Source organism: Pseudomonas sp. VEM90, from assembly GCF_054611535.1.
The window spans coordinates 310,938-332,670 of record NZ_JBTRAR010000001.1 but is presented as its reverse complement, the minus strand read 5'-3'; the positions used below and the strand labels follow the sequence as shown (position 1 = coordinate 332,670).

Genomic DNA, 21,733 nt, shown 5'->3' with positions numbered 1-21,733 from the left:
GAACGGAGGATCCATCATGACCAACATCTCTCTCAGTGAAAACGCCAGCAGCCGTTTCGCCCGCATCCGTGAAGGCGATCTCGACCTGCAACTGCACTACAACGACCTCGGCGAAGGCGCCGAGACCGTGGTCATGCTGCACGGTTCCGGTCCGGGTGCCAGTGGCTGGGCCAACTTCAACCGTAACATCCAGCCGCTGCTAGCTGCCGGTTACCGCGTGGTGCTGATGGACTGCCCGGGCTGGAGCAAGAGCGACCCGATCGTCAACCGTGGCTCGCGCTCGGACCTCAACGCCACTGCACTCAAGGGCCTGCTCGACGTACTGGGCCTGGAGCGCGTGCACATCCTCGGCAACTCCATGGGCGGCCACAGCGCCGTGGCCTTCACCCTGAGCTACCCCGAGCGCGTCGGCAAACTGGTGCTGATGGGCGGAGGCACCGGTGGCGCCAGCCCGTTCGTGCCGATGCCCACCGAAGGCATCAAGTTAATCAACGGCCTGTACCGCGAGCCGACCATCGACAACCTGAAGAAGATGATGAACGTCTTCGTCTACGACCCAAGCGACCTCACCGAGGAACTGTTCCAGACCCGCCTGGACAACATGCTCAGCCGCCGCGACCACCTGGAGAACTTCGTCGCCAGCCTGGCCGCCAACCCCAAGCAGTTCCCCGACTTCAGTGCGCGCCTGGGCGAAATCAAGGCCAAGACCCTAGTGGTCTGGGGCCGCAACGACCGCTTCGTGCCGATGGATGTAGGCCTGCGCCTGATCGCCGGTATTGCCAATTCCGAACTGCACGTGTTCAACAACTGCGGCCACTGGGCGCAGTGGGAGCACGCCGACACGTTCAACCGCTTGGTGCTGGACTTCCTTCAGCACTGATTTGAGGTACATCCCATGACCATCGATTCGCAAACCCTTGAGCGCCTGGCCGCCGACCTGCGCCGCGCCCAACAGCAGGGTGAGGCCATCGCCCCGTTGCGTGATGCCATCGGCGCGGAAAACGCCGAGGCGGCCTACGCCATCCAGCGCCTGAACGTTGCCCACGCCCTGGCCGAAGGCCGCCGTCTGGTGGGGCGCAAGATCGGCCTGACCAACCCCAAGGTGCAGGCGCAACTGGGTGTCGACCAGCCGGACTTCGGCAGCCTGTTCGCCGATATGTGCTACGGCGACAACGAAAGCGTGCCGTATGCCAGCGTCATGCAGCCGAAGATCGAGGCCGAGATCGCCCTGGTGCTCGCCCACGACCTGCCCAGTGCCCAGACCACCTTCGCCGACGTGATCGCGGCAACCGGCCATGTGTTGCCGGCGTTGGAGATCGTCGGTAGCCGCGTGCAGGGCTGGAACATCCGCTTCGCCGATACCGTGGCCGACAACGCTTCCAGTGGCTGTTTCGTGCTCGGTGGCCCGGCGCGCCAACTGCATGACCTCGACCTGCGTGGCGCGGCCATGCGCATGACCCGCAACGGTGAGCTGGTGTCCAGTGGCACTGGCGCCGAGTGCCTGGGCCACCCGCTCAACGCCGCTGTGTGGCTCGCCCGTACCATGGCGCGCCTGGGCGAGCCACTGCGGGCCGGCGACATCATCCTCACCGGCGCCCTAGGGCCGATGGTGGCGGTGGCACCGGGCGACCACTTCGAAGCCGAAATCGACGGCCTGGGCCGTGTCGGCGTGACCTTCAGCGGCGAGTGACGGAGAACAACATGAGCCACAAACGCAAAGTCGCCATCATCGGTTCCGGCAACATCGGCACCGACCTCATGATCAAGATCCTGCGCAATGCCAAGCACCTGGAAATGGCGGCGATGGTCGGCATCGACCCGGCCTCCGACGGCCTTGCCCGCGCTGCCCGCATGGGCGTGGCCACCACCCATGAAGGCGTGCAAGGCTTGACTCGCCTGCCGGTGTTCAACGACATCGATTTCGTCTTCGACGCCACCAGCGCCGGTGCCCACGTGAAGAACGACGCCTTGCTGCGCCAGCACAAGGCCGACCTGCGCATGATCGACCTGACTCCGGCGGCCATTGGCCCGTACTGCGTGCCCGTGGTCAACCTGGAGCAGCATCTGCAGGCGACCAACGTCAACATGGTCACCTGCGGCGGCCAGGCCACCATCCCCATGGTCGCGGCGGTATCGCGCGTGGCCAAGGTGCACTATGCCGAGATCGTTGCCTCGATCGCTTCGAAGTCTGCAGGCCCCGGTACCCGTGCCAACATCGACGAATTCACCGAAACCACCAGCAAGGCCATCGAAGTGATCGGCGGTGCGACCAAGGGCAAGGCGATCATCATCATGAACCCCGCCGAGCCGCCGTTGATGATGCGCGACACGGTGTACGTACTGAGCGAGGTCGCCGACCAGCAGCAGGTGGCGGCGAGCATCGAGGAAATGGCCGCTGCGGTGCAGGCCTACGTACCGGGCTACCGCCTCAAGCAGCAGGTGCAGTTCGAAGAAGTGCGCGACCTCAAGCTGCCGGGGCAGGGGACCTTCACCGGGTTGAAAACCTCGGTGTTCCTCGAAGTCGAAGGCGCCGCCCATTACCTGCCGGCCTACGCCGGCAATCTCGACATCATGACCTCTGCCGCGCTGGCTACCGCCGAGCGTATGGCGCAAGCAATGGAGGCCTCGGCATGAACGGCAAGAAACTCTACATCTCCGACGTGACCCTGCGCGATGGCATGCACGCCATCCGCCACCAGTATTCGCTGGATGACGTGCGCGCCATCGCCACGGCACTGGACCGGGCCAAGGTGGACTCCATCGAGGTCGCCCATGGCGATGGTTTGCAGGGCTCCAGTTTCAACTACGGCTTCGGTGCCCACACCGACCTCGAATGGATCGAAGCAGCCGCCGACGCGGTCAGCCACGCCAAGATCGCCACGCTGCTGCTGCCAGGGATCGGCACTATCCACGACCTGAAGAACGCCTACGATGCCGGCGCCCGCATCGTGCGCGTGGCCACCCACTGCACCGAGGCGGACGTCTCGCGCCAGCATATCGAGCATGCCCGTGAGCTGGGCATGGACACCGTCGGCTTCCTGATGATGAGCCACATGCAAACGCCTGAAGGGCTGGCGCAACAGGCCAAGCTGATGGAGGGCTACGGCGCCACCTGCATCTACGTGGTGGATTCCGGCGGGGCGATGAACATGGACGACATCCGTGCGCGTTTCCGTGCGGTGAAGGCCGTGCTCGACCCGGCCACCCACACCGGCATTCATGCCCACCATAACCTCAGCCTGGGCGTTGCCAACTCCATAGCCGCGGTGGAGGAGGGCTGCGATCGCATCGACGCCAGCCTTGCCGGCATGGGCGCCGGCGCCGGCAACGCGCCGCTGGAGGTGTTCATCGCGGCCGCCGACAAGCTGGGCTGGAACCACGGCACCGACCTGTATGCGCTGATGGATGCTGCCGACGACCTGGTGCGCCCGCTGCAGGACCGCCCGGTGCGTGTCGACCGCGAAACCCTGGCGTTGGGTTATGCCGGGGTCTACTCGAGCTTCCTGCGCCATGCCGAGTTGGCCGCTGTCCGCTACGGCATCAAGGCGGTGGACATCCTCGTCGAGCTGGGCAAGCGCAGGATGGTAGGGGGTCAGGAAGACATGATCGTGGACGTGGCGCTGGATTTGCTCAAGCGCTGACCCGAGAAACAGGGCTGCTGCACGGCCCATCGCGAGGCAAGCCCGCTCCACAAGGACGATGCAGCGCCTGTGGGAGCGGGCTTGTCCCGCGAATGGGTGCACAGCGCTCCGTTGCCAACTCAACCCAACACAAAAACAACATGGGTGATTCATGACATCTGCCAATAACCCGCCTCGCGTGGCCTTTACCATCGGCCTGTGTTTCCTCGTCGCCCTGCTCGAAGGTCTCGACCTGCAAGCTGCCGGCATCGCCGCCCCAGGCATGGCCAGTGCCTTCGGCTTGGACAAGCTGAAAATGGGCTGGGTTTTCAGTGCCGGCATCCTCGGCCTGCTGCCTGGCGCCCTGGTCGGCGGCTGGCTGGCCGACCGTTTTGGGCGCAAGCGCATCCTGATCGGCTCGGTGGCGCTGTTTGGCCTGTTCTCGCTGGCCACGGCCCATGCCTGGAGCCTGCCCAGCCTGTTGCTGGCGCGGCTGTTCACCGGTGTCGGGCTGGGCGCCGCATTGCCCAACCTGATCGCCCTGTGCAGCGAAACCGCCGGCCAGCGCCTGCGTGGCAGCGCGGTCAGCCTGATGTACTGCGGCGTGCCATTGGGCGCGGCGATGGCTGCCGGCATCGGCATCGCCGGCTACAGCGGCGAGTGGCAAACGGTGTTCCATGTCGGTGGCGCTGGGCCGCTGCTGATCCTGCCGCTGCTGGTGGCCTACCTGCCCGAATCGGGCCAGTTCCGCGCCACCGGCCAGGCCGAGGATACGCCGAGCCTGCGTCGCGAGCTGTTCGGTCAACGCGCCACCTGGCTGCTGTGGCTGAGCTACTTCTTCACCCTGATGGTGGTGTATATCCTGATCAACTGGCTGCCGAGCCTGCTGGTCGGGCAGGGCTTCAGCAGCCATGACGCCAGCTGGGTGATGTTCGCCCTGCAGATCGGCGCGGCCATCGGCACGTTGATCCTCGGCCAGGTACTCGAGCGCCTGTCGGCCGGGGTAACCGCCGCCCTGGTATACGTCGGCCTGCTCGCCGCCCTGGCGGGCCTGGGGTTGGCCAGCGTGCTGGCGACTATGCTGGTCGCCGGTTTCTTCGCCGGCTTCTTCGCCACTGGCGGGCAGGGCGTGCTGTATGCCCTGGCGCCGCACTTCTACCCGGTCCGCGTGCGCGCCACCGGCGTTGGTGCAGCGGTGGCGGTCGGGCGCCTGGGGGCCATGAGCGGCCCGCTGGTAGCCGGGCAGATGCTCGCCCTCGGCGCCGGTTCGGCCGGGGTGCTGATGGCTTCGGCACCGGGGGTGGTGATCGCCGGCCTGGCGCTGTTCCGCCTGATCGGCCGTCGCCCGGCCTGACCCCGCCCGCCGTCCAACCTTGCTTGCTCCCCTGCTGCTCACGCGGCAGGGCACCCTACAACTACAAGAAAGTGAAGTGACCATGTACAAGGCCCCAAAAACCTGCCTGGCCCTGGCCATCGGCCTGCTCTGCGCCAACCCCTCCCACGCCGCTGGCTTCGTCGATGACAGCCATGCCGAGCTGGTGCTGCGTAACTACTACTTCGATCGCAACTACGTGGGCCAGACCCCGCAAGCGGCTGCTCGCGAATGGGCCCAGGGCTTGATCCTCAACGCGAGCTCCGGTTTCACCGAGGGCCCGGTGGGCTTCGGCCTGGACGCCAAGGGCATGCTCGGGGTCAAGCTCGACTCCTCGCCCGATCGCGTCGGTACCGGCCTGCTGCCCTACGACCCGGTCACCCGAGAGCCTGCCGACGACTATTCCGAACTCGGCCTGACTGGCAAGATGCGCATCTCGCGTACCGAGCTGCAAGGCGGCACCATCAGCACCTTCCTGCCGATCGCCTTCGCCAGCCCGACCCGGCTGCTGCCGCAGACCTTCCGCGGCGCCTACCTGCGCTCCAGCGACATCGACCGCCTGAGCCTGCATGCCGGTTGGCTCGACCGCATCAATCTGCGCGACTCCACCGACTACCAGAAGATGAGCGTCGCCGCGCCCAACGGCCGTTTCAACGGCGCAGCCACCTCCGATCGCTTCACCTTCCTCGGTGGCGACTACGCCTGGTCCGACACCTTGACCCTGCGCTACTACCACGCCGAGCTCGACCAGCTGTACCGCAAGGACTACTTCGGGTTCGTCGACGATCGCCCGCTCGGCGCGGGCCGCCTGAAGAGTGATTTGCGCCTGTTCGTCACCGGCGAGGACGGCACCGCCAAGGCCGGCCCGGTCGACAACCGCAACACCGCGCTGATGCTCACCTACGCCTGGGCCAGCCACAGCCTGGGCGTTGGCTACATGCAGCTCGAGGGCGACACTGCGATGCCCTACCTGTACGGTACCGAGCCGCTGGTGATCACCGAAGGTACGCTCAGCTCCGAGTTCATCAACCCCAAGGAGCGCAGCTGGCAGGTCAAGTTCGACCAGGACTTCGCCCCATTTGGCGTGCCTGGGCTCAAGGGCATGCTGCGCTATGTGCGTGGCGACAACATTGAGCTGGCGCGCTTCGGTGGCGGCGGCCTGAGCGAGAGCGAGAAAGACGTCGAGCTGTCGTATGTCGTGCAGCAGGGCACGTTCAAGGGCGTGGCGCTGCGTTTGCGCCACGCCTGGTACCGCAACGACTTCCTGCCCGGCGCCACGCACCGGGACGACAACGAGTTGCGGGTCAATGTGGATTACACGGTCAAGCTCTGGTAGGTGCCGGTCGGACGTCCGGGGTCAGGACGCCTTTGCCAGCTGGCGAAGGGCGACGGTTGGGTCGCGCAACAGCGCCTCATCCACCTGCGCGCGCCTGGCGATCAGTTCCTTCGCCGGGCGCATGTCCTTGCCGGCGTTGACCGTGACCGCGCCGACGATGGCGCCATCGGCCAGGCCGAGCGCCACGAAGGGCCCCTGGCCCGGGGTACCGCGCAGCAACCAGTGCGGCGCCGCCATATCGCCGGCGAACTGCACGTTGTAGCCGCACTGGTCGGTCCAGAACCACGGCACCGTGGGTGGGGCAAGGTCCTGGTCGAGCATGTCGGACACTGCGGCGGCGGCTTGCAGGTTGGCATTCTCCCAGCTTTCGATGCGAGAGCGCTGGCCGTCGGCGTCAATCTGCATCACGGCATCGCCGGCGGCGTAGATACCGGTTTGCGAGGTACGGCAGCGCTCGTCGACCACGATTGCCCCTTGTTCGCAGCGCAGGCCGGCGCTGTCGGCCAGGGTGGTGTCCACGCTCACGCCGATGCCGTAGACCAATAGGTCGCCTTGCAGTTGCGTGCCATTGTCCAGGATGAGATGGATGGCATCGCCGCGTCGCTCGGCAGCCCGGACACCGGTTGCGAAGTGAAAGCGCACGCCGCGAGCCTCATGGGTCGCTTGCAGGAAAGCCCCTATCGGTTCCGGCGAATTGCGCAGCATGGCACGCCGCGCCGGGTCGACCACGGCTACCTGCAGCCCAAGTTCGCTCAGGCTGGAGGCAAGCTCCAGCCCGATCACCCCAGCGCCGACCAGCAGGGCTCGCTTGCCGGCCTGTGCCTGGGCCCGTATCTGCTGGGCATCCTCCAAGGTACGCAGCACATGGGTGCACTCGCCCAGGGCGTCCAGTGCCGGCAGACGCCGGGGTTGAGCGCCGATGGTCAGCAGCAGCTTGTCGTAGGCCAGCGTCTCGCCGTTGGCCAGGCTGACGGTGCCGGTCTGGCTGTCGATGGCGGTGGCGCGCAGGCCGAGTTTCAAGGTGATGTCCTGCTCGGCGAATTGCTCGTGCGTGTACAGGGCCAGTTTGCCTTGCTGCGGCTGCAGCAAGGCGTCCTTGGACAGCGGCGGGCGCTCGTAGGGCAGGTGCACTTCCTCGCCGACCAGCACCACGGGCCCGGCATGGCCCTGGCGCCGCAAGGCCATGGCTGCGTTGGCGCCGGCCTGGCCGGCACCGATGATCACGATGCGCGTGTTCATAGTGCCAGCCCTCCGGCGACATTACGGATGCCGCGAATGCCCAGGCCTGCGTCGGCGTTGATCATCACGCCGCTCAAGGTCTGGTTGTTCTGCCGCGAGGCCAGTAGTACGAACGGCCCGGTGAATTCGCTGGCATCGGGGAAGAACTGCAGCGGCAGGATCGCTTTGATCGTATCCGGCGAGCGCGAATCCATGATGCGGGTGTCCTGCTGGCCCAGCGCGGTGGGGCCACGCAGGTCGGTGTTCATGCCGCACGGCCCTACGCCGTTGACCCGTACCTTGGGCGCCAGCTCGAAGGCCAGCTCGCGGATCAGGCCGACCGCCGCGTGCTTGCTGGCGGTGTACAGCGGCCCGCCGCCTTCGGGGTAGAACGCCGAGTTGCTGAGGGTGAAGATCATGCTGCCGCACGACTTGACCAGTTCGGCGGCAGCGGCCTTGGCGCCCAGCAGGTAGCCCTTGACGTTGATTGCGAACAGCTCGTCGAAGCCCTGGGCGAGTTTCTCCGCATTGGTGTCGAGCAGGCGCACGCCGTGATCCCACACGCCGGCGTTGCCGACGAAGCAATCGAGTTTGCCGAAGCGCGCCACGGCGGCATCCACCGCACGCTGGTTGTCGGCGCTACTGCACACGTCGCCCTGGGTGACGACCACATCACCGGCGAAGTGTGCCTGCAAAATCGCGCATTTTTCTGGGGAACGCTCCAGCACCGCGAGTTTCGCCCCTTCGGCCAGGAAGCGTTCCACCAGCGCCAGGCCCAGGCCCGAGCCGCCACCGGTGATCAGCACCACTTCATCCTGCAACCAGCCGCTCATGCCGCGTCCTCCAGCACCACGTGGATGATGTCGTCGACGATGCTGACCGGGTAGGTGCGCAGTGGCTCGGTGGCGGGCTGGCACAGGGCCGCACCGCTCTTGAGGCAGAACCGCGCAGCATGCAGCGGGCATTCGACGGTAGCATCGTCTTCGATGTAGCCCTCGGACATGGAGGCGTTGCCGTGGCTGCAACGATCGTCCAGGGCATAGAATTCGCCGCCGACGTTGAACACGGCGATCAGCCGGTCGGCAGCTTGCACGGTCACGGCTTCGCCATCGGCGAGCGCGTGGGTTTCACAGACGCTGAAAGTGGTCATGGTAGGGGTACCGGTATTCGGGAGAGTCTGGATGCGGGGCAGGAGCCCCGCGTTTCAGAACAGCACGCTGAGGTTGTGCGAGGTGATCACCACCTGGTCGAGGGCGATGTCGCGGTGGTAGATCTCGAAGCCGAAGCTGTTGTCGGCGCGGCGCAGGCGGTCGATGCGCATGCCGTGATAGCTGACATTGTCCTTTTCCTTCTGCGAACGGTGCAGGAGGTAGTTGCTGCGCACCTCGAAACCCTTGCCGTCTTCGGTTGCGCGGATGCGCAGGTTGCTGACGAAGTGGCGGGTGCGGCTAGGGGGCTCTTCGGCCCAGGCCATGCCGGTTTCCAGGCGTGCGACACGGCGCTCGAGCTGGTGCCAGTTGTCGTTGAAGATCCATGTGGTGGGCGGACCGACCTTGCGCCGGCGGTCGCGGGTTTGTGCGTTGGCACCGGTGCGCATGGTGTAGCTGATGTCCTGGGCAACGACGATCAGCCAGTCGCGAAAGCGCCAGTCATCCAGCAACTCGGCCTCCTGGAAGATGAAGTCGGCGATTTCATGGTGAGTCTGGGCATCGACGATCGGTTGCGTGTTGGGCGCGAGCGGGTCGCGGATCGCGGCGTCGTTCATTTCACCAGCTCCTGTTCATAGGCTTCGGTGCGACGCTTCACTTCGTCCCAGGACGGCGACAACAGCAGGTCCACCCAATACTGGTAGAGGCCGCGTGCCGCGGTTTCGCTGAAGATGTAGTTGGTGATGCCAGGCATGTCTTCGCGCAGCTTCTCGTTGCCCAGGCCCATTTCCATGCACAGGGTGGCGTTGCGGGCACGTTTACCACGCAAGACCTTCTGGATTTCGGTCCAGTTCTCCGAATCGTCCTGCTCGAGGAACCCGGCCGGCCCGAAGGCGCGGGTTTCGCTGCGTTCGAAGGCAGCCTTGACGTCGTCCGGTGCCGCAGCGTCGGCGATGCAGAAGTTCCACACCTCCACCTGGTTCGGCCCACGCGGGTGCCACACGCGGATCGTCGCGGTGCCGTTGAGCCAGCTCAGGGTCGGGAACATGTTGTTGTGGCCGGCCAGGCGCAGTGCGCGGATTTCGCCCAGGCGCGCCTTGGCCTCGTCGAAGGTGTCACGGAAATAGCGCGATACCTCGCCGTCTACCCACACGTTGGCGTCGGGCTTTTCGGTGAAGAAGAACCCGCTGCCATGACCGCGTTGGCCGTACTGGACGGCGTCCTTGGCGGTTTCCCAGACCGGGCGCGCCGTCTGGTCAGAGCCCAGGGCCTTTTCCGTGTTGCCGGGCGCCTGCCCCAGCACCTGCACCGCCGAGGCGTGTGAGTAGAGGGCGTGGTACTGGTCGGAGGCGAACTGTTCGGCGGGCAGTTTCCAATTGCAGTCGATGGTCCACTTCTGCACGCCGCCGATGATTTCGGTTCCGCCTTCGCGGCGGTCGAGCACGCCGTCCAGGTACCAGGCGATGTCGCCCATGTAGTCTTCGAGTTCAGGTGCCTCGGCGTCCCAGTTGCCGAATACCAGGCCCTTGTATTCGCGCACGCGGGTCACCGCCTGCAGGCCCCATTGCTTCTTGCACAGCCCCTGCGGGTAGGCACGCGGCTCCTGCGGCACGTCGATCAGTTCGCCGTCGGTGCCGTAGCTCCAGCCGTGGTAGGGGCAGGTGAACGCCTTGGTGTTGCCCGAGTCGGCGTAGGACACGCGCATCGAACGATGCCGACACTGGTTGAGGAAGGCATTGATCGAGCGGTCTTTCTGACGCACGACCACGATCGGGTCTTCGCCCATGTAGGTATTGAAAAAGTCACCGGGCTTGGGGATCTGACTGACATGGCAGAGGAACAGCCAGGTGCGACCAAAGATGCGTTCGAGCTCGAGCTCATAGATCTGCGGGTCGGTATAGATAGCAGGGGTGATACGTCCGTTACGGGCGTCGACCAAAGCCTCGAATTGTTCTGGGGTGATAGCCACTCTTATTCTCCTCACCGCTTACAAGAAGGGTGTGTTTTTATTGTCGAATGAGCTGTTGGCGCCAACAGATTCGGTAAATCTAGGGGAGTGAGGGCGAATGCAGAAATACTTTCTTTGGATCTATTTATCGGTTAGACCTATAACTGGTTGACCGGCCCTGCGCCCTGTCTGAACGATTCCAAGGAAAACCAAATGGAACTGCGCCACTTGCGCTTCTTCGTCGCCGTCGCCGAAGAACTCAGCTTCACTCGCGCCGCCACTCGCCTGTTTACCTCGCAGCCGTCGTTGAGCGAGCAGATTCGCAACCTGGAGCTGGAGATCGGCTTTGCCTTGCTCACCCGTACCCGGCGCAAGGTCGAGCTGACGCCGGCCGGGGTAGTATTCTTGGATGAGGCCCGGCAGATCCTCGGGCACGTCGAGATGGCCGTGGCGCGTGCCGCCAAGGCCGCTTCCCAGCGCGAGCGCATCACCATCGGCTTCGTGCCGGCCGCCGAAGTGCGCATTTTCCCCAGCGTTTTGCCGATATTCCGGGTGTCGTTTCCCGAGGTGGATATCGTCCTGCGCAGCCTGACTTCCGAAGAGCAGGAGGTGGCGCTGGCGCGTGGTGAAATCGAGCTGGGCTTCATGCGCGGCCCGGTACGCGCCGCCAACCTGCACAGCGAAGTGGTATTGGTGGAGCAGTTTCGCGTCTACCTGCCACACGATCACCCGCTGGTGGCGGCTCCCAGCATCACGCCCAGTCAGTTGGACAACTTGCCGGCGATCAACATCGATCCGGGCTACGGGCGTTCGATCCACGATGCACTGGCGCAGTACCTAGCTCGCCATGACGTCACATCGGGGCATGTCTACCCGTCGTCCAATCCACTGATGAGCATTAACCTGGTGGCTTCCGGGCTGGGCTATACGTTGCTGCCGGCCTATGCCGAAAACTTCATGCCCAAGGATGTTGTTTCTCGCTCATTGCCAAGCGATGCGCCAACGAGTGAACTGCTGATGGTTAGTCTACATGATATTGATGCCAACTCAGGCGCCTTGAACTATCTGAAACATATAGTTCGAGAGGCGGGGAGAAAGTGATAGAGGGAGCATTGGTTGCAGCGTACAAATCTATCGCTATGTAGTGGTCTAATAAAACCGGACACCCATTTAGGGAAACTCCGAACAAGTTGTCCATCAGCCGGAAATGGACGGATTGTGGATGCCGAAAAGCCTGATTTTCAGCCGCTGATTACTGGATAACCAAGGCACGGTCTTGGTTTTCTGCCCTCACGGGCCCACCTCTCCCGCAGCAGGCAATTATTGACCACTGCAGGAGAGGTACGCCTGTAGCGCGCAAGAGCCAGGGCAAAGCCCTGGCTTTGAGCTGATTGAGGGCTGAAAATGGTCGGGCGGCGTCAAAACGCCGCTCATTACGCGTTCAAGGCAACTTGTTCGGAGTTCCCTTAGCGAACGCCGGTTCAGATGAGACGCTCTCGTATAGGGGAATCTCGCTCCATGTTACCGAGTCTTAAAGTCCTCAGGATAACGCTGGCACATAGACAACCTGGTCACGTCCCCCGTGTTTGGCCGCATAGAGACCGCCGTCAGCGCGTTTTATTGCATCATCAACCTGCTCACCATTAGTGAGCAGGGCGCATCCGATGCTAATGGTCATCTTCCGAGGGCCGCCGGGCAACAAAAATGGCGCGCTGCCGATTGACTGACGCAAGCGCTCCGCAATCTGCGTTAATTCTTGGCTGTCTTTAACCCGTAGCAGGGCCACGAACTCCTCTCCGCCCTGGCGTACCAGCAGGTCATCTGGTCGCAGCGTAGCCCGCAGTCGGCGGGCGCACTCGCAGAGCACTTTATCGCCGGCATCGTGGCCATGCTCGTCATTGACGGATTTGAAACGGTCGAGGTCTGCGTATACGGCACCTAGCTGTAAACCTCGCTCCTCAGCCAAACGAAGTTCTCGGTTCTGAAATGCTGCCAAGGCCCCGCGGTTCCATAGTTGTGTCAAAGGATCAAGCAAAGCCCTGCGCTGCCCGCGATCCATTTCAACACGCAGAGCGCGATTGACCTGAGCTAGGCTCCGCAGTTGCAAATAACCCTCGGTGAGCGTGGCTAAGTCCCGAAAGTTAGCCTGTTGCGCTTCGCTGAGCTTCCGCGGCCGAGGATCGAACATGCACAGGGTGCCAATGGCTTTGCCATTTGAGGCACGTAACGGGTGGCCCGCATAGAACCGGATATAGGGTGGGTTCAGCACGAGGGGATTGTCCTCGAAGCGTGTATCGCACCTGGCGTCGGAAACCATCAAGGTATCTTCACCGAGAATCGCGTAGCCGCAAAAAGACACATTACGCTTCGTCTCGCTTACCTCGATACCGATTCGAGCCTTGAACCACTGCCGATCCTGATCGATTAGGCTGATCAGAACGGTCTCCACCTGGGCTAGTTCTTGGGTGAGTCGTACCAAGGTATCAAGATAATGCTCGGCCGGCGTATCGACCAAGTCCATGTCATCAAGTGTGCGCTGACGAAGTGCTTCATCAGAGGGTAGGGGACAAGCTGGCATGTCTGTTACTCCACTCCTTGGTTCGATTTTTTCCACAAACGCGGATAGAAAACTCTCAAGCATCTTGACCAATGCCGCACACGCTCGGCGCCTTCAGGCCAGGTCAGCCGGAATAGAGAGCATAGCAAACCGGTTGGCTCTATCCCGGATCCTCCAGTGGGTATACCTGCGGCGATGATCGGCGCGGCTCGGTCGGTCGCCCAAGACCTCGACAAACTTCTCAGACCTACAGACGGCTTGAACGAACGGTTGAGGTTGTCGCCCCAGGCAGCCTTATTGGAAAACCGGTATTGACCTCGAGTTAAGTCAAGGTTTTAGAGTGGCGTCCGGACGCTCTCGCTGCTTTCGGAAACGAATTCACAAAGGACCAGGAATGGACACTCCGACTTCACTGCTGATTTTCCAGATCACCTGCTGTATTGGCTTGAGCCTGTGGCTGAGTATCAGCCTGATCAACAACCTGCAGGCCTTTGCCAGCTCAGCCGGGGCGATCGGGGAGACCATGTCGATGGCGCCGCTGGCCCAACCTCCCGGAATCAGCCTCCCTCTGCTGGTGCGAGCGATGACCTCTCACGCCATCCATCGCTTGGCCTTGTCGATCATAGTGCTGACACAGGCAGCCGCCGTTCTCGCGGCTTGGGTAGGCTGCTATGAACTGCTGTTTGGCGGCGGCTTGGAGGTGGCGAGGCCCTGGTTGAACCTGGCCTTGAGCGCAGCGCTCGGGTTCCTGTTCGCGATGCTGCTGGGCGGGATATGGTTCGGCTACTGGATCCGCCAGGAAGGGTTGCAACTGACCCATCTGCTGTTGATGGTCTGGATCCTGCTGCACTTCGTCGTACTGAATGTCCGCTGGAGTTGAACGGCCCAGGAAAGCTTGGAGCATTTCAGTTAAAAGGAGCAACAGATGAAGATGATGATCGTAGGCGCTGGCAGAGGGTTGGGCCGGGCTTTGCTCGAAGGGCTCGGCAAGCCAGGGGACACGCTGATCGGCGTATCACGCAAACAGCCGTCAGACCTGGTCCTTGCCCCGGGCATCGATCTGCAGTGGGTCGATGCCGACCTTGCCAAGCCAACGGCGGCTGTGGCACAGATCGCGGATCGGGCACCTGCCGATCTGGATGTCCTGATCTACAACGTTGGCATCTGGGAAGAACACGCCTTCAGCGAGCACTATGCATTCCTTGACGACAGCGACGAATCGATCACCAGGCTGGTCGAGGTGAATATCACGGCCACGCTGCTTCTGCTCAAGCGCCTGGTGCCCAAGTTGCTTGGCGCGCCCCGACCGCAGTTGATCCTCACCGGTTCGACCTCAGCTCTTCGCCAGAGTGGGCGCCCGGAGGTAGCGTTCGGCGCCTCAAAGTTCGCTCTCAACGGCATGGCTGATGCGCTGCGCGAAGGTTTTAGGGATGACAACCTGGCGGTGACCGTGCTCCAACTGGGTTATCTCAATACCGACGACTCCCTGAACACGCCATTGGCGCAAGCCGCAGCACGTGGCGAGCGGCGCCAGGTACCGGTGCATGATGTGGTCACCATGGTCGACGCGCTGTTGCGCTTGTCCGGGGCTTCGTTCGTACGGGAGCTGATCTTGCCGGCTATCGGTGATGAGCGCTTCTGACGCCAAAGCTGCCATCAGCCCTCAAGTTTACTGGCTGTCGACTCAGGGCAATGCCGGCGGGGGTGCTCACGGCCAACGCCGCCGCCATCGAAGCCAGCACCAGGACCAGGTGCGCTTGCAGGTAGAAAGCCAGATCGTCGCGGTAGCGGGCGATCGTATCGATGCCGATCCAGTGGACCAGCAGGCCCAGGATGACGAGCACGGCGGCCCATCCCAACAGCCCTTTTCCGTAGCGTGCAGCCACAGGCGGACTCCTTCTTGCCGTCGGCGCTCGCACTCCCGTGTGGCTGTCCATTCCTGGCGGCGGGCAGTGTGAACGCGAGTAGCTGCCCGATGCGCGCCAAAGGCGCCAATCAGGCCATGAGCTGAACCCCGCCAGGTCCGAGATGCAGGTGTAACCAGCCCTGAACCAAAGCGGGTTGCAAGGGGGTGACGTCTCCATGGAGGCAAAGATTCCCATCTGATGCGGCTTTTGGCCAGTGTTAATCACTGGCACTAGCGGAATTCGGCGCAAAAAAATAGCGATTTACTGCGTTGAAGGCGTTGAAAAACCTGCCCTACGGCCCTGTGCAGAGTTGCCCGCGAAGGGCCGCAGGCGGCCCGGGTTTCACGCGATGCGGCCGCCGCCATCGACATAGAGGGTCGAACCGGTGGTGTAGCCGTTGTCGATGAGGAAGCAGACAGCCTTGGCGACATCCTCCGCCAGCCCGATGCGGCCGACCGGCAGGCGGTTGGCCACGCTGTCGAACAGCGAGGCGCGCTTGTCCTGCGCTAGGCCGTCCCACAGCTCGGTCGCCAACAAGCCGGGCGATACGGTATTGACGCGCACAGGCGCCAGCTCCAGCGCCAGGGCCCGGCCCAATGCCTCGAGGGCCGCGTTGATCGCCGACTGCAAGGCGCTGGCCTTGCCAGGGCGCACCGACAGGTAGCCGGCGACGAAGGTGAGCGAGCCCTGGGCGCGCAGCGGGATGTACTTCGCCGCGCTGTAGGCGCCTCAGAACTTGCTGTCCATGGCCTGGCGCGCGGCGGCGTCGGGCAGTGCCGCGATGCTGCCCATGGGCGTGTCGGCGGCGCTGATCACCACATGGTCCCAGCGCGGGCCGTCAGCCAGGGCCTGGAGCTGCGCGGTATCGGTGATGTCGAGTTGCAGGTGCCTGGCGCCAGCGCCGAGCTGTTGCCGGGCTGCCTGGAGTTTTTCCAGGTTGCGCGAGGCGATGGTCACCTGGGCGCCCAGGCGGTCGAGCAGTTTCGCCGTGGCAAGGCCGACGCCGGACGAACCGCCGATCACCAGCACCGATGTTACTTTGAAGTCGAACATCAGGCGTTCTCCACCAGGTCGCTGGAGCGCACACGGGCATAGCTTTCCCGTTCCAGCTCGGTGATCTGCACGGCTATGTCGCAGTTACCAAGGGTCAGCGCCTGGTGGAAGTGCTCGGACAACACCCGCAGGGCGACCTGTGACATGGCCTTCTTCTGCTGTGCGCTCTTGCCGAAGAACGTCTCGATGTTCAACCGCACGAACGAGGCGTCGCCGTCGCCCAGGCCGATATGGAAGGTGTCGACCGGGAAGATCCGGGACTTGAAGTCCTGGGTGCGAAACTCACCGGCCTGGGCCAGTTGCACATGCAGGGCGTTGAACAGCCGTTGGCTGTCGGGGGCGGGGCCGGCGTTGGTGGAGTACTCGAGGGTCAGGTGAGGCATGCTGAGATTCCTTGCTTAGGAGGTGGCTTTGGAAACGAGGACTTGGGGTTTGCTGAAGCCAGTTAGCACCAGGCCGACACACAGCAGCAGCGCCAGCGAAGCGATGATCAAGGCCGGGCCCATACCCTGGTCGAACGACTCCGCTGCGAAGTCGCCGAGTACCAGGCCCATGAACGCCACCCCGATCAGCCCACCGATCTGCCGCGAGGCGTTGAGCACGCCGGAGGCGACACCGATATGCTGGCTGTCGGCACTGGACACCATGGCGTTGGTCACCGAAGGCACGGCCAGGCCGATGCCGAAGCCCGCCACGACGATCTGCACGACCATAGCCCCATACCCATGACCGCCCAGCAGCGGCACGATGCAGGCGTATCCCAACGCCGCCAGGCCGGTGCCGATCAGCAGGGTCTTGCGAAAGCCGCTGCGCACCATCAGTTTGGCAGAGTAGAGGTTGGCGAGCATGATAGCGCCGGTCATCGGCAGCAGCGCCAGGCCGGTCTGCAGCGGCGAGTAGTGCCAGCTGTACTGGAAGTACAGGCTGAACAGGAACACCAGGCCGTAGAAGGCGAAATTGACCAGAATGCCGATCACGGCGGAGGTGGCGAACTGCTTGTTGGCGAACAGGTACAACGGCAGCATCGGCGCCGCGACGCGGCGTTCGACCACGATGAACAGGGCGCTGGCGCCGATGAAGCCCGCGGCGCTGAGCAGAACCTCCTGGGACTGCAGGCCATAGCTGTTCACCTGGATCAACGCATAGGTCAGGCAGCCCAGCGCCGCGACCGCGAGCACCTGCCCGGCGATGTCGATATTGCGTTCGACCAGCGTGGTTTTCTCCTGCACGAACACGTAGGCGATGGTGATGCCCAGGGCCGCGATCGGAATGTTGACGTAGAAGATCGAGCGCCAGCCGAACATCGAGATCAGCACGCCGCCGAACACCGGTCCCAGCGCCAGGGCCATGCCACCGGCCGCGGCCCACAGGCCGATGGCGCGGCTGCGCTCGTTGGCGTCCGGAAAAGTCTGGTTGACGATCGCCAGCGACGCCGGCACCACCAGCGCCGCGCCGATGCCTTGCAGCAGGCGGAACGCGATCAGCAGGGTCAGGCTGTCCGCGGTGCCGCACAGCCAGGAGGCCAGGGCGAACAGGGCGAACCCGACCAGGAACACGCGCTTGGGGCCGAAGCGGTCACCCAGGGAGCCGGTGGTCAGCAGGAAGGAGGCGAAGGTCAGGGTGTAGCCGTTGACTACCCATTCCAGGTGCGCGAGGCTGCCCTCGAACTGCGTGTAGATCTGTTGCAAGGCGACGTTGACGACGCTCACGTCGAGAATGACGATGACGAAGGCCAGGCAGGCGGACGCCAGGCTCAGCTTTCTTCTTAGCAAGGTATTCATTGTGCAACCCTCAGCCCTGCAGGTCGAAGCCGAACTTGGTCGCGATCACGGCCTTTTCACGAACGCCTTTGAGTGCCTTGCCGATCAGCACTTCGTTGGTGAAGGGCCCGTAGGCTTCTGCGCTGTCGAAGAAGTTCACACCGATGTCCAGGGCCCTGCGCAGGGTTTCGCCGGACTCGACATCATCGGGCTCGCCGTACCATTGGCTCATGCCCATGCAGCCCAGGCCCAGACGCGACACCGTCAAACCTTGTGAACCGAGTTTTACCTGTTTCATATGTTCTTCCTGAAGGTGAGTTGTTGAGCAGCCATCTGCTTGATCTTGATCAAGGCAAAGTCATGCACTTCGTTGCTGTCGAGGTCGGTGCAGCGCAGCAGCCACTGCGCCGTGGTGTGGTACTCAGTGCTGCCGAAGTGGAGGTACTCCACTTGTATGTTTCTTTCCCGTTCCAGGCCTTGCCAGTTTTCGTAAATGACTTTCATCGGTGTTCTCCGGGGGCTGTTCCCATAACGCCGGCCGATAGTCTGCCCTTTGCAAAATTTCGTAAAGCATTTACAATTTAAAACACTTTTTAGCCTGGTTAAAAAATGGATAGTTGGTTGCTATGGATAAATTAAAGGCCATGCAGGCATTTGTTCAGGTCGTTGACAGTGCCAGCCTCACCAAAGCCGCGCAGAAACTTAATATTTCAGTGGCGATGGTCAGTAATTATTTGAAGTTCCTTGAAGGCGAGTTGGGCGCGGTATTATTACTGAGAACGACCCGAAAGATATCCATCACGGATTATGGCGCGTACTACTACAAGACCTGCCGGAATATATTCGACCTGATGCGCGAAAGTGAGGATGTTGCTTCCCATTTCATTGAGAACCCTGAAGGTGTTCTCAATGTATCGCTGCCACGTTCATTCGGCATTTTTGGTTTTCTGCCGGCGCTCGACAAGTTTTATCAGGCGCATCCGAAGATTCGGGTCGACGTTTCGATCAGCGACGCCCTGGTGGATTTTTCCGAAAATCGCTTCGATGCCGCAGTGCGCCTGGGCGCGCTTTCGGACTCGTCACTGGTGGCGCGGCCGCTGCGGCCCTACAAGTTGATCCTGTGTGCCGCGCCGGGCTATGTGGACAGGCGTGGCGCACCGTCGACGCCGCAGGAGTTGATCCTGCACGACTGTATCGCGACCTATTTCGACGAGCACAAGACCGCGTGGAATACCTTGCAAAACACCTGGGAGTTTTTGAGCGACGATGCCGAGTTCATCAAGGTGTCTGTTCCTGCCAAGATGCAGGTCAACGATGCCCAAGGCGTCTGCATCATAGTGTTGAGCGGGCAAGGCATCGCCCTGCTGCCGGAAGTGGTGGTGAGCGGTTACCTGGCGACGGGCCAGTTGGTGGCGTTGCTGCCGGGCTACCAGATCCCGTCACGGCCCATGCACTTGGTGTACCGCAAGAACTCCCACATGCCGTTCAAGTTGAAAGCATTCATCGGTTTTCTCATGGAGGAGTTCAGCTGAGCGCGGGCACTGGAGGCGCTTGCGCGGGAAAGGCCTTGGCCTGCCGGCCGCCGGAAAGGTATTTTGCCTTGGGCGTTCATGAGCGTTTTTTGGTGGAATGCGCGGCTCTCTGTGTTGGCCTTTGAAATCGGCCAAAGGCTTCCAGCTGCGTGTATACCCGCGTGCACGATCGAGATTCCCAGTGGTGCCCTACAGCAAAATCGTCAATGAAGTCAACGCCCGGCGCACGTTTGCCATCATTTCCCACCCCAACATTACCCTCTAAGTCAGGCTGAGACAGCCCCCGCCATATTCTCAAATAATCGTAAGCGATCCATGAACCCCACCTACCGCAAGGTGAGGCCATCGTTTACCGTGGCATCTCCGGTGAACAGTTCCACGGCAACAGCGCTTCATAATCTGCCACCGACTGCGCATGGGGCAGCCGCTCCAGTACGTGGCGCAGCCACGTATAGGGCTCTTGGCCGTTGATCTTGGCGGTCTCGACTAAACTGTAGAGCTGAGCACTGGCGGCGGCACCCTTGGGCGTGTCGCTGAACAGCCAGGCTTTGCGGCCAATCACAAATGGCTTTATTGCACGCTCTGCCGGGTTATTGTCGATCGGCAAAGACCCAGCCTCCACATAACGCTCCAGCCGACTCCAATTGCTCGCCAGGTAATTCACCGCCTTGCCGAGCACACTTTGCGACGTCACATGTGGCTGCGTTTTGTCCAGCCAACTTTTCAACTGCCCCAGGATCGGCAGACTCTTCTCCTGCCGGCCAGTCAATCGCTGCTCATCACTGGCGTCCTTCAGTTCACGCTCGATGCCATATAGCTTATTGATCAATGACAGCGCCATATCCGCGCGTCCGGCTTTGCCCTTGGGCTGCACTTTCTGAGCTTCAACAAACTTGCGACGCGCATGCGCCATGCACGCCAATCGTTCGACACCCGGCTGCAACGCCAGGGCGTTGTAGCCGGCGTAATCGTCCGTCATCACATAGCCGCGATAACTTTCCAGCAAGCGCAACGGCACCTCCTGCGCACGGCTGGAGGTGTAGTCGAACAGCACGACTTTCCGATCCGGTGGCCCACTGGCTTGCACCCACATCCAGGATTGGCTGGTCGGGTCTCGATCCGGTTCTTTAAGAACTTGGACGCGGGTTTCATCGCAATGGATGACCGGGCTTTCCAGCAACCGGTCGCGCATCAGATTCAGCAGTGGTTGCAGGTGCTCACCGCACTGAATCACCCAGCGCGCCAAAGTCTGACGCGGAATCTCGATACCGTGTCGGCTCAGCACCGTTTCAAAACGGTGCAGCGGCAAGCCATCGACATACTTGGTGGCCAACAGCATGGCCAGCACGCTCGGGCTGGCCATGCTCTTCTCGATCAACTGTGCGGGTTTGTCAGCGGTGACCGGAGCGGCTTCACAACCACGGCAACCGTAAATTTTACGGATGTGTTTGAGCACCCGGATCTGCATCGGCACGATATCCAGCTGTTCGCTGGTTTCTTCACCGATCACGTGTTTGCAGCAACCACAGGCACAGGCCTGCTCGTGTTCGGGCAGTTCGTGGATGACTTCAATGCGCGGCAGGTAGCGGACAGCGGTTTGCGCTTGCCACGACGCAGTGTTGGCGCGACCACTTCTTCGTCGTCATCGACCGGAGGTATCGACAGGCTTTCCGGCTCGTTGAACAACGCGAGTTGCGGCGTGTTGGTTTCAACGGTCTGCTCGGACTTGCGACTGAACAGACGGTCGCGCAGTAGCTTGACCTGCTCTTTGAGATCGACGATCTGGCCCTTATCGACCGTGCGCTCCATCAATAACTGCGCAAGCATCTGCTTGAGCAGTACGGGGTCATCGGGAAGGTCTTCGGGCATGGAAATCATGCCCCGGATTATACCGAATCAGGCGACGAATCGCGGCGTCAAAACCTGATGCGGGCGATTGCGCCAGAGGTCAAAACCGTCGAGTAACCAGTTCAGTTCCTGGACGGTGAGGACAATCGCTTCGTCGGTGGCGTCAGGTGATGTTTTGAATCGCTCGGATTCCAGGCGCTTGAGCCAAAGACAGAAGCCGTTGCGCTCCCAGTACAAGATCTTCACACGGTTGCGGGATCTGTTGAGAAATACGAAGAGCACGGGGTCGAACACCGCCACCTTGATGTCCAACTCGACCAGCGCCGCCAAGCCATCAAAGGATTTTCGGAAGTCGACGGGCTTGGGGTAGAGATAGACTTTTTCGACTTTGGCGTCGGGACGCATCATGGCGTGCGGGCTCCGATGCCTTGCTG

The 21,733-nt window shown here is 62.4% G+C and carries 21 protein-coding genes and 3 pseudogenes; 10 read left to right on the top strand and 14 right to left on the bottom strand.

The features are described 5' to 3' along the window. Nucleotides 1–16 precede the first annotated feature (16 nt). The 6 genes from ACYCCG_RS01545 (at nt 17) to ACYCCG_RS01520 (ending at nt 6,328) form a co-directional block, all read left to right on the top strand. Complete coding sequence (locus tag ACYCCG_RS01545) at nt 17–880, top strand: alpha/beta fold hydrolase (protein ID WP_176684713.1); 864 nt, start codon at nt 17–19, stop codon at nt 878–880. Nucleotides 881–895: 15 nt separating this feature from the next. Next, nucleotides 896–1,690 (top strand): 2-keto-4-pentenoate hydratase, encoded by a 795-nt coding sequence (gene mhpD, locus ACYCCG_RS01540; protein ID WP_209965214.1) that lies wholly within the window; start codon nt 896–898, stop codon nt 1,688–1,690. An 11-nt stretch (nt 1,691–1,701) separates the two neighbouring features. Continuing rightward, nucleotides 1,702–2,634, top strand: coding sequence for an acetaldehyde dehydrogenase (acetylating) (locus ACYCCG_RS01535; protein ID WP_209965216.1), 933 nt, complete (start codon nt 1,702–1,704; stop codon nt 2,632–2,634). Continuing rightward, nucleotides 2,631–3,641, top strand: coding sequence for a 4-hydroxy-2-oxovalerate aldolase (gene mhpE / locus ACYCCG_RS01530; protein WP_209965219.1), 1,011 nt, complete (start codon nt 2,631–2,633; stop codon nt 3,639–3,641). Before ACYCCG_RS01535 ends, mhpE begins: the two co-directional genes overlap by 4 nt. Nucleotides 3,642–3,792: 151 nt before the next feature. Continuing rightward, nucleotides 3,793–4,974 (top strand): 3-(3-hydroxy-phenyl)propionate transporter MhpT, encoded by a 1,182-nt coding sequence (gene mhpT, locus ACYCCG_RS01525; RefSeq protein WP_176684709.1) that lies wholly within the window; start codon nt 3,793–3,795, stop codon nt 4,972–4,974. 82 nt (nt 4,975–5,056) lie between these two features. Beyond that, the gene (locus ACYCCG_RS01520) at nt 5,057–6,328 is read left to right on the top strand and encodes an OprD family porin (RefSeq protein ID WP_209965221.1); all 1,272 of its coding nucleotides are present in this window, start codon (nt 5,057–5,059) and stop codon (nt 6,326–6,328) included. Nucleotides 6,329–6,349: 21 nt separating this feature from the next. Here the strand turns inward: ACYCCG_RS01520 and hcaD are convergent, their stop codons facing one another. From hcaD to hcaE, 5 genes are read right to left on the bottom strand one after another with little or no spacing between them, the layout of a single operon-like run. Further along, complete coding sequence (hcaD, locus tag ACYCCG_RS01515; RefSeq protein WP_176684707.1) at nt 6,350–7,567, bottom strand: 3-phenylpropionate/cinnamic acid dioxygenase ferredoxin--NAD(+) reductase subunit; 1,218 nt, start codon at nt 7,565–7,567, stop codon at nt 6,350–6,352. Further along, complete coding sequence (gene hcaB / locus ACYCCG_RS01510) at nt 7,564–8,379, bottom strand: 3-phenylpropionate-dihydrodiol/cinnamic acid-dihydrodiol dehydrogenase (RefSeq protein ID WP_176684706.1); 816 nt, start codon at nt 8,377–8,379, stop codon at nt 7,564–7,566. Before hcaB ends, hcaD begins: the two co-directional genes overlap by 4 nt. Next, nucleotides 8,376–8,696 (bottom strand): 3-phenylpropionate/cinnamic acid dioxygenase ferredoxin subunit, encoded by a 321-nt coding sequence (gene hcaC / locus ACYCCG_RS01505; protein WP_209965223.1) that lies wholly within the window; start codon nt 8,694–8,696, stop codon nt 8,376–8,378. Before hcaC ends, hcaB begins: the two co-directional genes overlap by 4 nt. A gap of 54 nt (nt 8,697–8,750) precedes the next feature. Beyond that, the gene (gene hcaF, locus ACYCCG_RS01500; RefSeq protein ID WP_209965225.1) at nt 8,751–9,311 is read right to left on the bottom strand and encodes a 3-phenylpropionate/cinnamic acid dioxygenase subunit beta; all 561 of its coding nucleotides are present in this window, start codon (nt 9,309–9,311) and stop codon (nt 8,751–8,753) included. After that, on the bottom strand, nt 9,308–10,663 hold the full coding sequence (hcaE, locus tag ACYCCG_RS01495; protein ID WP_176684703.1) for a 3-phenylpropionate/cinnamic acid dioxygenase subunit alpha: 1,356 nt from the start codon (nt 10,661–10,663) through the stop codon (nt 9,308–9,310). The genes hcaF and hcaE overlap by 4 nt, the downstream gene beginning before the upstream one ends. A gap of 192 nt (nt 10,664–10,855) precedes the next feature. On the opposite strand from hcaE, the gene ACYCCG_RS01490 reads away from it, so the two are divergent. Further along, nucleotides 10,856–11,743: a LysR substrate-binding domain-containing protein gene (locus tag ACYCCG_RS01490; RefSeq protein ID WP_459669218.1), complete on the top strand. Its 888-nt coding sequence runs from the start codon at nt 10,856–10,858 to the stop codon at nt 11,741–11,743. 439 nt (nt 11,744–12,182) lie between these two features. Here ACYCCG_RS01490 and ACYCCG_RS01485 read toward each other — a convergent pair whose 3' ends face one another. After that, nucleotides 12,183–13,220: a sensor domain-containing diguanylate cyclase gene (locus tag ACYCCG_RS01485; RefSeq protein WP_209965231.1), complete on the bottom strand. Its 1,038-nt coding sequence runs from the start codon at nt 13,218–13,220 to the stop codon at nt 12,183–12,185. Nucleotides 13,221–13,593: 373 nt separating this feature from the next. Here ACYCCG_RS01485 and ACYCCG_RS01480 point away from each other — a divergent pair, with 373 nt between their 5' ends. Further along, nucleotides 13,594–14,079, top strand: a complete 486-nt coding sequence (locus ACYCCG_RS01480; RefSeq protein ID WP_459669217.1) for a DUF2165 domain-containing protein — start codon at nt 13,594–13,596, stop codon at nt 14,077–14,079. Between the two features lie 45 nt (nt 14,080–14,124). Beyond that, nucleotides 14,125–14,841, top strand: coding sequence for an SDR family NAD(P)-dependent oxidoreductase (locus tag ACYCCG_RS01475; RefSeq protein WP_459669216.1), 717 nt, complete (start codon nt 14,125–14,127; stop codon nt 14,839–14,841). Between the two features lie 37 nt (nt 14,842–14,878). Here ACYCCG_RS01475 and ACYCCG_RS01470 read toward each other — a convergent pair. The 6 genes and pseudogenes from ACYCCG_RS01470 to ACYCCG_RS01445 all read right to left on the bottom strand — a co-directional run. Further along, nucleotides 14,879–15,085: pseudogene (locus tag ACYCCG_RS01470) on the bottom strand (ABC transporter permease); the annotation flags it as partial. 363 nt (nt 15,086–15,448) lie between these two features. Continuing rightward, nucleotides 15,449–16,159 (bottom strand): annotated as a pseudogene (locus tag ACYCCG_RS01465) (SDR family oxidoreductase). Next, entirely contained in the window at nt 16,159–16,542 is a 384-nt protein-coding gene (locus tag ACYCCG_RS01460; RefSeq protein WP_209965237.1) for a 5-carboxymethyl-2-hydroxymuconate Delta-isomerase, read from the bottom strand. Before ACYCCG_RS01460 ends, ACYCCG_RS01465 begins: the two are co-directional and overlap by 1 nt. Nucleotides 16,543–16,557: 15 nt before the next feature. Further along, the gene (locus ACYCCG_RS01455) at nt 16,558–17,940 is read right to left on the bottom strand and encodes an MFS transporter (protein ID WP_209965239.1); all 1,383 of its coding nucleotides are present in this window, start codon (nt 17,938–17,940) and stop codon (nt 16,558–16,560) included. 10 nt (nt 17,941–17,950) lie between these two features. After that, the gene (locus tag ACYCCG_RS01450; RefSeq protein ID WP_245355189.1) at nt 17,951–18,217 is read right to left on the bottom strand and encodes an aldo/keto reductase; all 267 of its coding nucleotides are present in this window, start codon (nt 18,215–18,217) and stop codon (nt 17,951–17,953) included. Beyond that, nucleotides 18,214–18,423, bottom strand: coding sequence for a hypothetical protein (locus tag ACYCCG_RS01445; RefSeq protein WP_209965241.1), 210 nt, complete (start codon nt 18,421–18,423; stop codon nt 18,214–18,216). Before ACYCCG_RS01445 ends, ACYCCG_RS01450 begins: the two co-directional genes overlap by 4 nt. A 122-nt stretch (nt 18,424–18,545) precedes the next feature. On the opposite strand from ACYCCG_RS01445, the gene ACYCCG_RS01440 reads away from it, so the two are divergent. Then, nucleotides 18,546–19,451 (top strand): LysR family transcriptional regulator, encoded by a 906-nt coding sequence (locus ACYCCG_RS01440; RefSeq protein ID WP_459669215.1) that lies wholly within the window; start codon nt 18,546–18,548, stop codon nt 19,449–19,451. A gap of 349 nt (nt 19,452–19,800) precedes the next feature. Here ACYCCG_RS01440 and tnpC read toward each other — a convergent pair. Beyond that, nucleotides 19,801–21,329 (bottom strand): annotated as a pseudogene (gene tnpC / locus ACYCCG_RS01435) (IS66 family transposase). A gap of 18 nt (nt 21,330–21,347) precedes the next feature. After that, nucleotides 21,348–21,707, bottom strand: coding sequence for an IS66 family insertion sequence element accessory protein TnpB (gene tnpB / locus ACYCCG_RS01430; protein WP_459669213.1), 360 nt, complete (start codon nt 21,705–21,707; stop codon nt 21,348–21,350). Nucleotides 21,708–21,733: the final 26 nt, after the last annotated feature.

What these genes read in the sequence shown, in the direction of transcription:
- ACYCCG_RS01545 (WP_176684713.1), top strand. Translation starts at nt 17, where the DNA reads ATGACCAACATCTCTCTCAGTGAAAACGCCAGCAGCCGTTTCGCCCGC.
- mhpD (WP_209965214.1), top strand. Translation starts at nt 896, where the DNA reads ATGACCATCGATTCGCAAACCCTTGAGCGCCTGGCCGCCGACCTGCGC.
- ACYCCG_RS01535 (WP_209965216.1), top strand. Translation starts at nt 1,702, where the DNA reads ATGAGCCACAAACGCAAAGTCGCCATCATCGGTTCCGGCAACATCGGC.
- mhpE (WP_209965219.1), top strand. Translation starts at nt 2,631, where the DNA reads ATGAACGGCAAGAAACTCTACATCTCCGACGTGACCCTGCGCGATGGC.
- mhpT (WP_176684709.1), top strand. Translation starts at nt 3,793, where the DNA reads ATGACATCTGCCAATAACCCGCCTCGCGTGGCCTTTACCATCGGCCTG.
- ACYCCG_RS01520 (WP_209965221.1), top strand. Translation starts at nt 5,057, where the DNA reads ATGTACAAGGCCCCAAAAACCTGCCTGGCCCTGGCCATCGGCCTGCTC.
- hcaD (WP_176684707.1), bottom strand. Translation starts at nt 7,567, where the DNA reads ATGAACACGCGCATCGTGATCATCGGTGCCGGCCAGGCCGGCGCCAAC.
- hcaB (WP_176684706.1), bottom strand. Translation starts at nt 8,379, where the DNA reads ATGAGCGGCTGGTTGCAGGATGAAGTGGTGCTGATCACCGGTGGCGGC.
- hcaC (WP_209965223.1), bottom strand. Translation starts at nt 8,696, where the DNA reads ATGACCACTTTCAGCGTCTGTGAAACCCACGCGCTCGCCGATGGCGAA.
- hcaF (WP_209965225.1), bottom strand. Translation starts at nt 9,311, where the DNA reads ATGAACGACGCCGCGATCCGCGACCCGCTCGCGCCCAACACGCAACCG.
- ACYCCG_RS01490 (WP_459669218.1), top strand. Translation starts at nt 10,856, where the DNA reads ATGGAACTGCGCCACTTGCGCTTCTTCGTCGCCGTCGCCGAAGAACTC.
- ACYCCG_RS01485 (WP_209965231.1), bottom strand. Translation starts at nt 13,220, where the DNA reads ATGCCAGCTTGTCCCCTACCCTCTGATGAAGCACTTCGTCAGCGCACA.
- ACYCCG_RS01480 (WP_459669217.1), top strand. Translation starts at nt 13,594, where the DNA reads ATGGACACTCCGACTTCACTGCTGATTTTCCAGATCACCTGCTGTATT.
- ACYCCG_RS01475 (WP_459669216.1), top strand. Translation starts at nt 14,125, where the DNA reads ATGAAGATGATGATCGTAGGCGCTGGCAGAGGGTTGGGCCGGGCTTTG.
- ACYCCG_RS01460 (WP_209965237.1), bottom strand. Translation starts at nt 16,542, where the DNA reads ATGCCTCACCTGACCCTCGAGTACTCCACCAACGCCGGCCCCGCCCCC.
- ACYCCG_RS01455 (WP_209965239.1), bottom strand. Translation starts at nt 17,940, where the DNA reads ATGAATACCTTGCTAAGAAGAAAGCTGAGCCTGGCGTCCGCCTGCCTG.
- ACYCCG_RS01450 (WP_245355189.1), bottom strand. Translation starts at nt 18,217, where the DNA reads ATGAAACAGGTAAAACTCGGTTCACAAGGTTTGACGGTGTCGCGTCTG.
- ACYCCG_RS01445 (WP_209965241.1), bottom strand. Translation starts at nt 18,423, where the DNA reads ATGAAAGTCATTTACGAAAACTGGCAAGGCCTGGAACGGGAAAGAAAC.
- ACYCCG_RS01440 (WP_459669215.1), top strand. Translation starts at nt 18,546, where the DNA reads ATGGATAAATTAAAGGCCATGCAGGCATTTGTTCAGGTCGTTGACAGT.
- tnpB (WP_459669213.1), bottom strand. Translation starts at nt 21,707, where the DNA reads ATGATGCGTCCCGACGCCAAAGTCGAAAAAGTCTATCTCTACCCCAAG.